The 15,487-nt window shown below is 45.0% G+C and carries 12 protein-coding genes and 1 other RNA gene; 10 read left to right on the top strand and 3 right to left on the bottom strand.

Annotated features, from left to right (window positions below):
• Positions 1 to 13: 13 nt before the first annotated feature.
• Positions 14 to 3,475 (bottom strand): TolB family protein, encoded by a 3,462-nt coding sequence (locus AB1S55_RS06695; RefSeq protein ID WP_370981026.1) that lies wholly within the window; start codon positions 3,473 to 3,475, stop codon positions 14 to 16.
• A gap of 407 nt (positions 3,476 to 3,882) precedes the next feature.
• Between AB1S55_RS06695 and AB1S55_RS06690 the strand changes: the two genes are divergently transcribed.
• The 5 genes from AB1S55_RS06690 to AB1S55_RS06670 all read left to right on the top strand — a co-directional run bounded on the left by AB1S55_RS06690 (position 3,883) and on the right by AB1S55_RS06670 (position 7,318).
• Complete coding sequence (locus AB1S55_RS06690) at positions 3,883 to 4,611, top strand: DUF1538 family protein (protein ID WP_370981025.1); 729 nt, start codon at positions 3,883 to 3,885, stop codon at positions 4,609 to 4,611.
• Positions 4,608 to 5,378, top strand: coding sequence for a DUF1538 domain-containing protein (locus AB1S55_RS06685; protein ID WP_370981024.1), 771 nt, complete (start codon positions 4,608 to 4,610; stop codon positions 5,376 to 5,378). Before AB1S55_RS06690 ends, AB1S55_RS06685 begins: the two co-directional genes overlap by 4 nt.
• A complete protein-coding gene (locus AB1S55_RS06680) occupies positions 5,368 to 5,718 on the top strand; it encodes a P-II family nitrogen regulator (RefSeq protein WP_370981023.1) in 351 nt (116 codons plus the stop codon). Before AB1S55_RS06685 ends, AB1S55_RS06680 begins: the two co-directional genes overlap by 11 nt.
• Positions 5,715 to 6,128 (top strand): CBS domain-containing protein, encoded by a 414-nt coding sequence (locus AB1S55_RS06675; protein ID WP_370981022.1) that lies wholly within the window; start codon positions 5,715 to 5,717, stop codon positions 6,126 to 6,128. The genes AB1S55_RS06680 and AB1S55_RS06675 overlap by 4 nt, the downstream gene beginning before the upstream one ends.
• Before the next feature lie 146 nt (positions 6,129 to 6,274).
• Positions 6,275 to 7,318 (top strand): LacI family DNA-binding transcriptional regulator, encoded by a 1,044-nt coding sequence (locus AB1S55_RS06670; protein WP_370981021.1) that lies wholly within the window; start codon positions 6,275 to 6,277, stop codon positions 7,316 to 7,318.
• 154 nt (positions 7,319 to 7,472) lie between these two features.
• Here AB1S55_RS06670 and xylA read toward each other — a convergent pair whose 3' ends face one another.
• Together xylA and xylB are read right to left on the bottom strand one after the other, a co-directional pair.
• Entirely contained in the window at positions 7,473 to 8,810 is a 1,338-nt protein-coding gene (gene xylA, locus AB1S55_RS06665) for a xylose isomerase (protein ID WP_370981020.1), read from the bottom strand.
• A gap of 94 nt (positions 8,811 to 8,904) precedes the next feature.
• Positions 8,905 to 10,401, bottom strand: a complete 1,497-nt coding sequence (xylB, locus tag AB1S55_RS06660; RefSeq protein WP_370981019.1) for a xylulokinase — start codon at positions 10,399 to 10,401, stop codon at positions 8,905 to 8,907.
• Between the two features lie 151 nt (positions 10,402 to 10,552).
• On the opposite strand from xylB, the gene AB1S55_RS06655 reads away from it, so the two are divergent.
• The 5 genes from AB1S55_RS06655 to AB1S55_RS06635 all read left to right on the top strand — a co-directional run bounded on the left by AB1S55_RS06655 (position 10,553) and on the right by AB1S55_RS06635 (position 15,486).
• Complete coding sequence (locus tag AB1S55_RS06655) at positions 10,553 to 11,989, top strand: sugar porter family MFS transporter (RefSeq protein WP_370981018.1); 1,437 nt, start codon at positions 10,553 to 10,555, stop codon at positions 11,987 to 11,989.
• Positions 11,990 to 12,187: 198 nt separating this feature from the next.
• Positions 12,188 to 13,390 (top strand): ATP-binding protein, encoded by a 1,203-nt coding sequence (locus AB1S55_RS06650; protein WP_370981017.1) that lies wholly within the window; start codon positions 12,188 to 12,190, stop codon positions 13,388 to 13,390.
• Positions 13,391 to 13,590: 200 nt separating this feature from the next.
• Positions 13,591 to 13,978, top strand: a transfer-messenger RNA (tmRNA) gene (gene ssrA / locus AB1S55_RS06645).
• Between the two features lie 169 nt (positions 13,979 to 14,147).
• Positions 14,148 to 15,179 (top strand): hypothetical protein, encoded by a 1,032-nt coding sequence (locus AB1S55_RS06640; protein WP_370981016.1) that lies wholly within the window; start codon positions 14,148 to 14,150, stop codon positions 15,177 to 15,179.
• Entirely contained in the window at positions 15,127 to 15,486 is a 360-nt protein-coding gene (locus AB1S55_RS06635) for a hypothetical protein (protein ID WP_370981015.1), read from the top strand. Before AB1S55_RS06640 ends, AB1S55_RS06635 begins: the two co-directional genes overlap by 53 nt.
• Position 15,487: the final 1 nt, after the last annotated feature.

Below are 15,487 nucleotides of genomic sequence, written 5' to 3'. Positions count from 1 at the left end.
TAACCTTATATATTTATGGTATAGCCATCTCGAACATTTCAATCACACCTAATTGACGTATATCTCCCTTCAAGAAAGCCCTTGTTTGCGTAACTCGCTCAAGTTCAACAGAGCGACTATCTGGTACTTCGTAGAGTAAAGCTGTGTCACCTGTAGAGACGGAAACAGTATAGAACCCTTTTACACCATCGATTTCAGCAAACAGGAGTATGCGTGTGTCATCGATAAAGTGCGCTTCCGAACTAGAACCTGCGTCAATGAGCTTTCTAGTATCCCCCCCCTCCAAGCTCGCCACATAATAGTTATAACGATAATCCAAAGAGTCATAGGTAGTGTATAAGGCTGTAGATTCATCAGGAGAAAGTGAGTAGTCTTTTAGCTCTTCTGTACCACCTATGGAATGACTTAGTTTTATAGAGCCCTCTCCATTTATCTGGGATATAAACAACTCATACACACCTTCGCTACTGCTTCTTGCCATATATATAGCACGATCAGAGTTAGATAGAAGGGTAAATGCGGAACCAGAAGCTTGAGTAAACATTGGCCCCTGAGCGCCTTTATTTATTTTGATTCCTGCACCACTCGAAAATAGTGTTGTTACTTTCACTGGGGCTGCATCAGAATCTAAAACAGAAGAATATAACTGCGAAGTATTTTCCGAGTCTATCTGCATGTATACCACAAACTCTCCATTGTCAGTGATGGCCGTAGAAGTAAAATAATCGCTTTGAACAATTTCTGCTTGTACTTCACTATCAGCTACAAGTTCACCATTTATTTTTGTATTTTCACTACCATCAGGCTTTACTTTATAGAGTTCTAAATAATCATTATCTTGCACGGCCGCATAAACAATCCAGCTAGCATCTGAAGTAATCAATGGTTTAAAAGAGAAAGTAGAACCTCTCAAGCCCCCCATAGAAACCTGAACGGAATTTGAGCTATCAATCGGTGACGCATATAATTGATACCCTCCGTCTCCCGCTTCATTAGATAAGTATATTACATGGCTGGAACCCGCATTAATGGCCATTGCACCGACATTGGAACTCTGTACACCTCCACTAGTTCTGTCAAGGTTAAAACCTACCGGGTTGCCACCATCAGAATCAACACTGAAAATACCGCCATTTTTCCCCACGACAACTAGCTTTTCTCCATTTCGAGAAGGTTTAACTCTCATAGGAAGCTCAGGAAAATCTGCACTTATTACTTCAGAACTACAATCACTTAGTTTTACACGCGTAAGAATATCGGCAGCATCTCTTAACCAAGTAGTGTAATAGACGTACTCAGCATTTCCCCCCATAAAGAAGTTTGCTTTTAGATCTACAAGTGATCCACCTTCATCCACCTCAGTTCGACATGCGTTTTCTGGTGAGTGGGTAAGAACAGCCACCTCCTGATAAGCTGATCCTCCCGTATAGAACGCAGAGTTTAAACCGTCCTCACTCAATAAAAATGAGCCCGTTACATCTTCTGAAATATAATCGCCAAAATTATCGCTTACCTTCTCTAAGGTATCAGTAGCAATGGTGTACTCGTATAATTTATTACTATACCTTCCGTCAAAAGCATCAGAACTAAAAAACACTTTTTCATTACTTACACCTATTATTCTGTTAGTTGTGAAGGTCGATTCTGGATTATGAGGCCCTATCAAAGCCCTACCAGTTCCATCCAAATTTACTACATACACCCTCTGATCATGACTGATACTATCTTTAACATTAAATGCAGCAACATTGCCATGCTGACTTAAATAAAATAAAGGAAGGTAACTAGGGTCAGCACTAATTCTTTCGTTATCCGGCAAAACACCAGAAGCCTTTATAGTGCCGGCCCCATCTGTATTTGATGCAAAAATTCCGTATGAATGAGTTTCATCATAGCCTAAATATACTAATAGGCTTTCATCAAAGTTTAAGGTTTGATCTTTAATTATAGTAAGATCCACAGAGCCATTAAGTAAGACCCTTTCCCTTTCATCAATATTTGTAGCATAGAGAGATATAAACCCATTTTCATTTACAGCATAAAAAACGTTATTGCCCTCTGCAAGAATTGGCGCCTGATGTGTTACCGAAAAATTTGGATTAAGCTGGAAGCGATCTCCACCCGTAATAGAAACACTATATAAGTCTTCTCGATCAACGTCTTCCGCATTTGCCTTAAAAATCACATGAGCACTATTTGGGCTGATATCTGCTGTAAATTGCTCCCCACTTGAAACAGAACCCCCATCAACAATATCGCCGCTAATTTTCACATTACCGATACCGGTCGGTTGAATGGAATAGAGCTCCGCTTTATCCCCATCCCTTATCATATATACAACTCGAGAAGAATCCGGTGATACTTTAAAGACAAAAGTATGCTCCAACTCGTACCACCTAGAAACAGGCTCTGTTGAAAGGCTGGAATGCAATACGACACTTTCAGTACCATCAACATTGGCCGAACGTAGTTCAATACGCTGCTCATTCTCAATATATACGGCATAAATAACCCGTTGACCGTTGGGTAAAAATACCGGCCGAGTTTTATTTGGCTTCGGCCAGCTAAGCTCGCCATCTTTTAAGATTGTTTGACGAGCGTTATTAGGGCTTAACTGAGTAATGCTATATGCATCTAGGTCAAGCACATACAATATGCCCCCCCTATGTACGACACTTCCCTCCGGCGTATTAACTAATTCTGGTGACGACTGAGTTAAAAATAACAGTTTGCTATGATCATCAGAAAGCCAATATTCAACAACGCTATGCTCTTCGCTTATTCTTCTATGTTCTGTGGCAGTAGTTAGATAGAGCTCTCTATCTTCGCTTAGAGAAAAAACGCCCCTTAAACTATGAGCGTATTTCGGTTTAGTATTGGATATAAACGATTCTGGATAAAATTCCAGTTCATCTGACCCTGGATCCCAAAGCATGTATTGTCTAGCACTCTTTGCGCTATATATACCGCGCAAAGACAGTATGCCATCCGAATGAAGCTCCCCTGGAAAAAATCCATTAAACGCCTCACGAGAGACCAAAGGCTCATGCAAAGCAACTACAGGATCAGGTGAGCCGGAGCTAGAACTGGATGAGCTACTACTAGAGCCCGATGAACTTGAGCTAGAACTGGATGAGCTACTACTAGAACCCGATGAACTTGAGCTAGAACTGGATGAGCTACTACTAGAACCCGATGAACTTGAGCTAGAACTGGATGAGCTACTACTAGAACCCGATGAACTTGAGCTAGAACTGGATGAGCTACTACTAGAACCCGATGAACTTGAGCTAGAACTGGATGAGCTACTACTAGAACCCGATGAACTTGAGCTAGAACTGGATGAGCTACTACTAGAACCCGACGAACTGGAGCTTCCCCCCTCACCTTTAGCGCTACCTCCACCACAGGAGCCTACACACAAGCTAAACACTAAAAGTAAAACAAACTTCAGATGAATCACAGGTAACTTCATTTAAATAATATCCTATAAAACCTACGTAACAACAAAGTGGTCAATCCCAAAAAAAACAGACTAAAGGTGTGCAACAATACGGTCAAGAAATTTACTAGGAAGATCTCACGGATATAGCTATAACCGTACTCAGATAGCCCACCTCAGAGCTATTAAATAGCAGTTAGACTCAACGAAAAAAAAGTTCACTTTCCTAGCAGACCTCTACGTTTTTTATAGCTAGTATTCTAGATTGACCAGAGTCACTACCCTCCTTATTGGCTCGCCCTCAACCAACGATCTGCACTAGTAATTGTTTCACCGTCCAAGCACTAGTGAAGATGCTTAAAGTTGGCTAGCATCAAACTTTTAATAGTTAACGTGCTTAAAAGTAGACAGCAAGTACGGCCTCACCTTAGATTAAGTTTATGAAATTACTTTTTGAATCCTTTGTCAGCAGCTTGCGTGACTTAGCGCCAATTATTGCTGTCATTGTTTTTTTTCAGCTTGTTGTGCTGCAACAAATGCTGCCTGATGTCGCTTCCGTGCTCGGCGGCATTCTAATGGTTGCGATTGGCTTAAGCCTGTTTATTCGTGGCTTGGAGATGGGCTTATTCCCCATCGGTGAAAGCATGGCTTATGCCTTTGCGAAAAAAGGTAGCGCATTTTGGCTGTTAGCATTTGCCTTTTGCTTAGGCTTTGGCACCACGGTTGCCGAACCTGCGCTTATCGCTGTTGCGAAAGAGGCCTCTGAAGTTGCTGCCGCCGGAGGCGCTATTGCAACAAGCGCTGAAGCCAAGCGCGCTTATGCCCAAGGCCTGCGCTACACCGTCGCTTTTAGTGTGGGCCTAGCCATCGTTATTGGTGTTTGGCGTATTATTAAAGGCTGGCCAATTCAGTACTTTATTATTGGTGGTTATGTACTCGTTATTTGTCTCACTTTTTTTGCTCCGGCAGAAATTATCGGTATTGCTTATGACAGCGGCGGGGTTACCACCTCAACAATAACGGTACCACTTGTTACTGCGCTGGGTGTTGGTTTGGCTTCATCAATTAAAGGGCGCAACCCCATGGTTGATGGCTTTGGCCTAATCGCCTTCGCCTCATTAACACCAATGATGTTTGTCATGATTTACGGCATGGTATTACACTCATGATGGGATGGCTTACTCATTTATGTTCGACTCTGCTGACCACAGTGATCGATGTCTTACCTATCGCGGCGATCATTTTTGGTTTTCAACTTTTTGTTATTCGCAGACCCTTGCCCGCACCAGAGCGTATTCTTACAGGCTTTGCATTAGTAATAGTCGGTTTAAGCTTTTTTCTGCTCGGTTTAGAACAAGCCTTGTTTCCTGTTGGACGCTCGATGGCAACCCAACTGATAGAGCTGGGAGAACGTAGCGGTGGATTTTTATGGGTCTATTTATTTGCCTTTGCCATTGGTGCCAGCACCACTATTGCAGAACCTTCTTTAATTGCCGTAGCGATTAAAGCCAACCAAGTCAGTGGTGGTGCTATTGGTGTTTGGGGCCTGCGCCTTGCTGTGGCGTTAGGTGTTGCCATAGGTATTAGCCTAGGAGCTTGGCGTATTGTCTCAGGCTACCCCATACATTGGTTTATTATTGCCGGTTACATTGTGGTAGTGATACAAACCACGCTCGCTCCCAAGCTGATTATTCCACTTGCTTATGACAGTGGCGGTGTGACTACATCAACCGTAACAGTTCCCTTAGTAGCGGCTCTCGGCCTCGGTCTTGCGGAAAACATTGAAGGCCGCAGCGCTCTGATTGATGGCTTTGGTCTAATTGCCTTCGCCTCGTTATTTCCAATGATCACCGTTATGGCTTACGCACAAATTGCCCAATGGCGCGGCCAACATAAATCTGATTCAACACAAGAGGACCAAGACGATGCGCTTTAAACTAATCATTGCTTTTGTTGAAGATGACCGCACCGATGCGGTCCTCGAAGCAGCACGTGATGCAGGTGCAACCGGATCCACTATTATCAACAACGCACGTGGAGAAGGTTTAAACAAGAAACGTACCTTCTTTGGTTTAAGCCTTGAAACCCAGCGTGACGTGTTGCTGTTCTTAGTAGAGGAACACTTAAGCAGACACATACTTGAAACCATCGAACAAGCAGGCGGTTTTGAGGCAAATTCAAGCGCCGGCATTGCGATTCAAATTGACGTAGAAGATGCCGTTGGGGTTAGTCATCAGATAGAGGAACTCTCAAGCAAAATTGAGGACGAGCTATGAAAAAACACATCATTACCTGCCGTGACGTCATGAACCAACGCTTTGAATTGGTTGATGGTTTGATGACTGTCGCCGACGCACTGGCGATTATGAAGGCCAATAACTATAAAAAAGTCATCATTAAAAAGCGCAACAGTCACGATGAATTCGGTCAGGTTCAGCTCAGTGATATAGCCAAAGAAGTCATTGCCGTAGACCGCAACCCAGACCGCGTGAATCTTTACGAGATTATGGCCAAACCCGTTATTAGCGTACGCCCCGAGATGGATATTAAATACTGCGCACGTTTATTTAATCGCTTTGGTTTGAGCTCAGCTCCGGTCATAGAGAATGAAGAAGTCATTGGTGTGTGCAGTTATAACGACATTGTACTTAGCTGGTTAGATTACCTTGAATCAGCCGATGACTAAGTAGCCCAAGCTTTACTCTAGTGCGCACTCTCAGACTAAAGCCTGAGCTAACAAAGTCTAAGCTGCGCACTCCACCCTCCTATTTTCCATCTTGCTAAGTTATAAGTGGTGAGTAAAATGTTGGTCTTTCTAAGACTGGCAACTTCATGCCAGCTCAGCAGCACTGGACCTTAGCTATGGCTTCAATTAAAGACGTTGCACGACTTGCAGAAGTATCAACTGCGACGGTATCTCGTTATATCAATGACCCAGAGCTTGTCAAAAAAGGCACACGAGAGAAAGTCCAAGCAGCCATTAAAGCAACAGGCTATTCATTAAACACCCTTGCCCGGAATTTTCGCCGAGGCAAATCTGGCATTATCTTTGTTGTTTTACCTTCTATTGGCGACCCATTTTTTTCAGGGGTGATGTCTGGGTTAATGAAAGCAGCCAAGCAGCACAAGTACAGTATTGTCATCCGCGAAGCAAAGCTAGATTCTCTTAGCGCTGAGCAATATAACGATATGATTATCTCTAAACAGGCCGATGGTATTATCCTACTTGCCAGTGTCTATCCCTTTAGTGATAACTTTGCTAAAGAACAAGCCTGCGACCAACCCATTGTCTTAGGGTGTGAAAGTGTTAGCTCTGAACTCAATAGCTTTCCTAATGTTCGTATTGACAACTACGCTGCCGCTAAAGACGCAACCGAACACTTAATAACACTAGGACACAAAAGAGTTGCATTTATCTATGGTGATAAATCATCAACGCTGACTCAGGATAGAGAGCGCGGTTTTAGAGACGCAATGCAAGAAGCTGGCCTTCAGGTGCCCAATTACTATCTGGAAGAAGGTGGGCTAAGCATAGGCGGTGCACGCTTAGCGACAACTCGATTATTAGCCCAAGTTGAAAAACCCACTGCTATTTTTTGTGCAAATGATGAAATGGCCATTGGCTGTATGCATGAAGTCAAAACAGCAAAACTGCGTATCCCTGAAGATATTTCTATCATCGGCTTTGATGATATCCGCTATGCCGAAGTGCAAGATCCGCCCCTAACCACCATTGCTCAACCGACTGAATTGATAGGTAAACGAGTGCTTTTGCGCTTAATTGATGCCATTGAAGGTAAAGATACGGCGGCTAAAACTGAGATTATTCCCCACCAGCTAATTATGCGGAAGTCGACAGCCAAAGCGACTTCTTAAACTATCCGCTTCTTAAAAAACGGATTAGTAAAAAAATTAAAAAAAGGGGGAAGTCCCCTCACTTTGGGCAGTACTCTATTCCCAGAAAACTCATAGCTTAGGCACCCAAAAACATATGTAATGGGTGCCGCTAAGCACCTTTCCCTTAAGGGATTTATTTTAATAAATATTGATTTATTAAATTTTCAAACCACTCTTGTTTACCGCTAAGAGCTTTAGGCTCACCGTATTCAATAGCCAAGTCGCGAAGCTGATTTAGGTTTAATTTACCGGCGCTAAAATCAGCGCCCGCTCCTTGAGCATAGGTGTGATAACGCTCTTGCTTACGCTGTAAATATGAACTGTCATGTAAAATAGAGTGAGCAACCTCTAAGCCTTTTGCAAAGGCATCCATACCGCCTATATGACCAAGGAGAATATCTTCCATATCTACAGATTCACGGCGAACTTTAGCATCAAAATTCAGGCCACCACTACTAAAACCGCCACTTTCAAGCACAACCATCATACCGTGTACTGCATCGTACATATCAACCGGAAACTGATCGGTATCCCAACCGTTTTGTGCATCACCGCGGTTAGCATCGATGCTACCGAGCATTCCAGCATTCGCACACATTTGCAGCTCGTGTGCAAAGGTATGGCCTGCCAAGGTAGCGTGATTAGCCTCAATATTTAATTTAAAATCCTTATCTAAGCCGTGCTCTCGCAAAAAGCCAATCACCGTTTGCGCATCAAAATCATATTGATGTTTTGTCGGTTCCATTGGTTTAGGCTCAATTAAAAAAGTACCTTTAAAGCCTTGCTGGCGAGCATAGTCTCGTGCCGTTTGTAAAAAACGAGCCATGTTCTCAGTTTCTTGTTTTGTATTGCTGTTCAACAAAGAAATATAACCTTCACGCCCACCCCAAAATACATAGTTCTCACCGCCGAGTTCAATGGTGGCATCTATAGCTGCTTTCACTTGTGCCGCTGCGTGAGTCAGGACTTGGAAGTTCGGATTCGTTGAAGCACCGTTCATATAACGCGGATGGCTAAATACGTTTGCTGTACCCCATAACAGCTTTAAACCGCTTTCTTGTTGACGAATTTTAGCTTCAGAAACTAAGCGCTGTAAGTTAGCTTCAGATTCCAGCACATTGGCACCTTCTGGCGCTAAATCTCTATCGTGAAAACAATAATAAGGCACCCCCAATTTGGAGAATAATTCAAAGGCTGCGTCTACTTTTTGTAACGCTGCAGACATAGGGTCGGCAGCCACATCCCAAGCAAAGTGTTGGGTATCACCACCAAAGGGGTCCGTACCCTTGCCACAGAAAGTATGCCAATAACACACAGCAAAACGTAAATGCTCTGCCATGGTCTTTGAGCCAATAACTTTATTAGCGTCGTAGTATTTAAACGCTAAGGGGTTATCCGACTCTGGACCTTCATATTGAATTGCGCTTATTTCTGGGAAATATTCTTTGCCACCGATAAAAATTTTAGACATTGCCTGTTCCTTTATAAAACACGTAGTAACTATTTTTATTTCTGATTTTTTGAGGCTTTAATCGCATCGTCATAAAGCATCTAACTATGAACATTCACGCACTAAATAGCGGTGCCATATGCGCCACTAAAGCTTGGTAAGACTGATATACCTCTGCATAGGCTTTAACTGCATCAGGCTTAGGCTCACAAGCTTTGCTGGGGTTTTCACTTATATGTTCATCGGCCAAAGTCTGTAGCTTTATTGGCCGGCCTTGAGCGTGCTCAAAACACCAAAGCGCTTGTAACACGGCACCCAAAGCTGCGTTTTCTTCTTCGTTGAGAACCGTAACCGGCAGAGCAAAAACATCAGCCACAATTTGTCGCCACAGCGTATTTTTACTACCTCCACCTGTCAGCCTTACTTCATTAAAATGCATGCCCATACGCTCAAAGGCTTGCAAGCCACTTTTTAAAGCAAAGGCGGCCGCTTCCATTGCCGAGCGAATCATGTGTGCTTGAGAAGTGTTGTTGTGATTCAAACCATAAATAAGTGCTTTTGCATGAGGCAGATTGGGGCTGCGCTCACCACCGTAATAAGGCAGAGTTAGAACGCCATCGGCACCTATCGCTACCGTCGCTGCAAGCTGCTCCAAATCGCCGCTTGTGCAATCAAACAGCTGTTTCATTTGTTCAGTTGCCACTGTGCAATTCATGGTGCAGAGCAAAGGCAGCCAAGCCCCATCAGATGAACAAAAAGCAGCGAGCTCATCGGTTTCATCGATAACAGGCTTAGATGAATACGCAAATAAAGTGCCCGAGGTGCCCATGCTTGCGCTCAAACGCCCCTCACAAACATTTCCCGTTCCTATTGCAGCCATCATATTGTCGCCACCACCTGCTGAAACAATAAGTTGCTTGTTTAAACCAAGTTGCTCTGCAAGCTCAGGGCGGATAGAGCCACAACTTTGTTCAGCCTTGATAAGCTCAGGCAGCAGAGGCCGTAGATCACGCTCACTATCAAGTGCATCAAGCATGGCTCGGCTCCAGCTTCGCTGGCGCACATCCAACAACCCAGTACCCGAAGCATCGCCATGCTCCATGCACGCTTTGCCAGTTAGATAATAATTAAGGTAATCATGGGGCAACAAAATTAAATCGAGTGCCGCGTATTTTTTAGGCTCAGCTTCTTTTAACCAACGAATTTTAGAAGCCGTAAAACCGACACTCAGCACATTGCCGCTTAGCTCTCGACAGCGCGAACGACCACCGGCATCGCTAATGATGCTTTCAGCTTGCGTGCTGGTAGAGGTATCACACCACAACTTCGCAGGCACCAGCACCTGTCCGCCTTTATCTAAAGCGACAAAGCCATGTTGTTGCCCCGATACCCCCAAAGCAACAATGCTTTGTTTAATATCAGCGGGGCACTCGGCCAAGCAGGTATGAAACGCATCTAGCCACCACTGTGGGTCTTGCTCGGCAGAGCCGTCATCACGGGTTATTAAATCGTAAGCACTGGACGCACTAAACACACTCGCCTTAGAGTCTGCATCGTAAACCAGTACTTTTAGGCTCTGCGTGCCTAAATCAACACCCATGATTGTTTTCATCTGACCTCCAAGCTATTCCACAATCTACACGCTGGCCTTATAGTAGCCATGTGAGGAACTGTAACCCATAATGTAATCGTTTACAAATGGATGGTCATCACTTAATGTAGTGGCAGAAGCCTCAATTAAAATAACAACACGAGACCCAAGCATGGCCCAGAATCAAGGCACAAATACCGCCGAACAAAACTTGCCCTTTATCGCATTTGTCACACTAGTAGCGACCTTAGGCGGTTTTCTTTTTGGTTTTGATAGCGGCGTGATCAACGGCACGGTTGATGGACTAAGAACAAGCTTCAACTCCGACTCTGTGGGTACCGGGCTCAATGTCGCCTCCATGCTACTAGGCTGCGCCATCGGTGCTTTTTTTGCTGGGCGCCTAGCCGACACCTATGGCCGCAAAACCATGCTGTTAGTTGCTTCTGTACTTTTTCTTATAAGTGCTTGGGGGTCGGGCATATCCACCCAATCGGCTGAATTTGTTTTCTATCGAATCTTAGGCGGCTTAGCTGTAGGGGCGGCCAGTGTTATTGCCCCAGCCTATATCAGTGAAATTGCGCCTACCCACATTCGCGGCCGGCTCACCTCAGTGCAGCAAATTGCGATTATCTCCGGTCTATTTTTTGCGTTTCTAAGCAACTTTTTCCTTGCTGAGCTCTCAGGTGGCTCGGTATCTGAATTATGGCTGGGTTATGAATCTTGGCGCTGGATGTTCTGGGTAGAGCTTATTCCTGCCTTGCTCTTCCTAATTGCGCTTATCTTTATTCCAGAAAGCCCTCGCTACGAAGTGATACGCGGCCGTTCAGAGCGCGCTCAAGCGACCCTAAGCAAACTCTTTAATGCTCAACAAGCAGCAACCATGGTAGAAGACATTCAAGCCAGTATCGATACCAGCCACCGTCCACGCTTTAGCGATTTAATCGATAAGCAAAGTAAAAAGATTAAAGCCATTGTTTGGGTGGGCATCGGCCTTGCCACCTTCCAACAACTTGTAGGCATTAACGTGGTGTTTTATTACGGCGCCGTTCTTTGGCAAGCGGTCGGCTTTAATGAAAGCGACGCCCTGCTTATTAATGTTATCTCCGGCGCAATCAGTATTGCAGCCTGCTTCATTACCTTTGCACGTATCGATCACTGGGGCCGAAAGCCTTTCTTAATTGTCGGCTCTATTGGCATGGCTTTAACCTTGGCGCTTGTTGCTCTGGCTTTTTCCCAAGGCGAGCTATTAAGCAACGGCCAATTAAAGCTCAGTGAAACCAGCGGCCTGATCGCCTTAGTCTCCGCCAATCTCTACGTGTTTTTCTTTAACATCTCTTGGGGGCCTGTTATGTGGATCGCCCTTGGCGAAATGTTCCCCAATCAAATTCGCGGCACCGGTTTAGCCATAGCAGGCTTGGCACAGTGGAGCTCCAACTTCTTGATCACCGTCAGCTTCCCAATTCTGTTGACCGGTATAGGCCTGTCAGCCGCTTACGCTATCTACGCTTTTTGCGCCCTTGTATCCATCGCTTTTGTAATCAAATTTGTTCACGAAACCAAGGGCATTGACCTTGAAGAAATGGAAGCACTAAGCCAAAGCCCGACTTAAAACGACATCTAAATTCGATTTCTAAGGCGTCAACTTCGTATGGGAGAGGTTGGCGCCTTTTTTTATATACAAACATCCTCCTTTGTTTACTTCCAGAGCTCGCCCCTCCCTTTTTAGAAACACAGCAATCCGCCTATGTTTGCCTATGCTTAATAGTGCCTTCCCCTAACCATTGCTGACGATAAACAGGGACTTAATATGCAAAGCGCCAAAGCACATCCACGAGAACAGCAGCGCCTAACCAAACTTGCCTATTACGAAGTACTGGATACTGAAGCCGAACGTGCCTTTGACGAACTAACAGAACTCGCCGCCGCCATTTGCGAAACCCCTATTTCACTTATCAGCCTTGTCGACGACCACCGCCAATGGTTCAAATCACGGGTAGGTTTGGATGCTCTAGAAACCCCTAAAAGCATCGCCTTTTGCTCGCACGCTATCTTAGAAGATCACATCTTTGAAGTGAGTAATGCCACCGAAGACGAACGCTTTGCCGACAACCCCCTTGTCACAGGTGCCCCCGATATTCGCTTTTACGCAGGCGCTCCACTTGTATCCCCCGATGGCTGCCCGATTGGCACCCTCTGCGTGATAGATAGAGAACCCAAACAACTGAGCGACAATCAACGACTCTCGCTAGAGATCCTTTCAAAACAAGTGATTAGCCAACTAGAACTCCGTAAACACGCCTTAGATGCCGAACGCAATTATCGACAACAGCAAAGCATGCTGACCTCCATCGCCCACGACCTACGCACCCCCTTTAACGGCATACTGGGCTTATCGCAGCAGCTCTCCGAACGAGCCGAGAAAATGGAACAAGGGCGCATCGTGCGTAACGCCCACTTGATACTCGACTCCTCCTTGCGCGTTTATCAACTGCTCGACGAAATGCTGCAATGGTCAACCCAACGCATAGGCGCCAATAAAATAGAACTCAAAGCGCAAAGCCTCTTACCACTGCTAAGCTCCAGCTTCGACCTACTGGCTGAATCACTCGCACTAAAAGACATCAAGTACAAATGCGAAGTAAGTGCCAACACACAAGTGCTTGGCGACACCACCTTATGCAAAGCCATCATTCGCAACCTGCTCAACAACGCCATCAAGTTCACACCTAAAGAAGGCATCATTCGTATTAGCAGCCGCACTACCGACAACGAAGTAGAAATACTTGTCTTCAACGAGGGCACAGCTATGCCCGAACCCATAGCCAGCCAACTGATGCAAAACCAACACAACGGCCACACCAGCACCGAAGGCACTGAAGGCGAAAGCGGCACCGGCCTAGGCCTAAACCTATGCCAAGAATTCACCCAAGCCCAAGGCGGCCGCATGTGGCTTGAACAAAACGACCAGCAAGGCATTTGCTTTGGCTTCAGTCTAGCGAAAGCCAACTAGCCACAAACCCAGCAACACCATCTGTAATAACAGCCCCCGAATACAAAGCTAGCACCAGCGAGCGCCAAAACACCAAAACCTGCAACACTCATAGCCTATAAGCAACTAAGCGAGTATACTGTCGAGCTGGCCTGCGGATTCGGCAACTCACTTGTGAATCGAAAACGCACCCATATATACAAAATATGGGTAAAGCCACCGGGGGCGATTAGGATTCGACGCCGGTTACAAAACCTGATGTGCATGTCGTGAGGGTAGCGAATCACGTAAATCCAAAGCTGCATTTTTACAGTTGCCAATGATGACAACTACGGTGCTCAACTAGCTGCGTAAGTAGCTTTTTGTAGTACTTTTAGCGGTTCGCCGCTATCGGTCCTTAGCAAGGTGCCAGTACCGCGCTACTGACTGTCAACTAGAACTGGATCGCAGTGAAGCCTGCCTGGGGTGGATCAGCTAAAACTTAACAGGCCAGCGTTTAACACCCCGCCCGCTGGGTCGTTATTCGTTAAATCAATAAGCGGATCTAAACATGTAGAGCTGAAGGCCGAGTGCTGACGGACGGGGGTTCAAATCCCCCCGCCTCCACCAAAGACAAACCGCCAACCTTTTGATATATATACACATTTTGGGGTTGGCGGTGTTTTTACACGCAAAATGACCACAAAGAGTCCAGTGGTTCAGGTAAGATAAATAAATTAGAAGGCTAGGACAGGTAGTGTTAGCCACAAAGCCAGTCTGATCAGTAAAAGGTTGTTTTATGGTAGAAACTTCCAAACAAACGCTCCTCTTCAATCTAATACGGGAAGCTGCGACACTCCCAGAAGCAAGAGAGTTTCTAGCTCAAAATGGGCTACCTCGATCAGCTTCCACATGGAATACCTTTTTTCAAGAAAGGGTCGTACCAGCCCTAGAGGGCGGAAACCTTAAACTAAGCGACCTGCACCAATTTCTTAGAGAAACTGAAGAACACGGGCGCCAGCACGTCTTTTTATATAAGTGCTCTCCAACAACAGCAAATGATCTTGTAACTACCAAGCACCTAACCGAAGCGCTCAAGACAATAGGAAAGGAAGGGCTATTAGAATCCCCGGCCATCTTGGAGCTGCCCGAATCACCGGAGCTGGTAGACGCCCGCATTGACTCCAGAGAAAGCAAAGACTTCTTGGTACTTAAAATTGCTGAGACACGCATCACAAGGAAAGAAGCTGAGACTTCATCGGAAAACGGGAGGGTGACAAAGATCTATGACGAGGTCAAAACTCGCGCTACCAATATCGTCCGACTTAGCCAAAATGGCTTACTTGAATTACGTATTGCGTCACATTCGACCAATGACGCTTATAAAGCCGCACATGACCACACTCTTTCAATAATCTCAGATATAATTAACTTTGACAGCTTCAACGAAGTTTCATTAAGCGCAATAAAAAACCGAATAACTTTGGCTGACGAGGGAGAGCTTGACGATATACTTATAGAGTCCAAAAGTTCAATTCGAAACGGGCAAGGAAATTGCCTAACGGCAGCGACAGGGAACCCAACAGCAACATTAAAGTCAGATAAGAACATAAAGGGTGCTATTGACTCGTTTAGCACAGATGACAGCTATTGCGAGCATAGTAATTTTTGGTTTATCGAGAGGGACGGCGAAAGCACCCCTAACTCCCCGATTAACGTGGTTATTAGTGGGCACCCCAATGAATTTCGCTTGGGGAGAAAAGTTACGATGGAAAACTATGAATATACTCTCGCAACAATTTGGAAACTTAATACAAAAGTATCCAAATGAAGAACATACAATTGAGCGTATTTTCAACCTTTTTTCTGAAGAAAAGAGGGAGTACCCTCTATTCGGCTTATATGAATTAACAACTCCATCGTCAACTTATGCGTTAACCCATATTTTAAACACCTTGGTGAGCATCGGGTTTCTTCAGAAGCATTATCGCGTAATATCTAAAGCCGATAACGGAGGAATCAAGGACTATCCTTACTTAACCGAAATCCCTGAAGACATCTATGACTGGAGAAGCGAGCAAGACATACACGTAACTCCAGACATAATCAAAGTCATTTATAAAACAGCTGCAGGTTAAG

This window comes from Agaribacterium sp. ZY112 (assembly GCF_041346925.1).
GTDB lineage: Bacteria > Pseudomonadota > Gammaproteobacteria > Pseudomonadales > Cellvibrionaceae > Agaribacterium.
The sequence above is the reverse complement of the archived record's forward strand: the minus strand, read 5'-3'. Positions and strand labels throughout refer to the sequence as shown.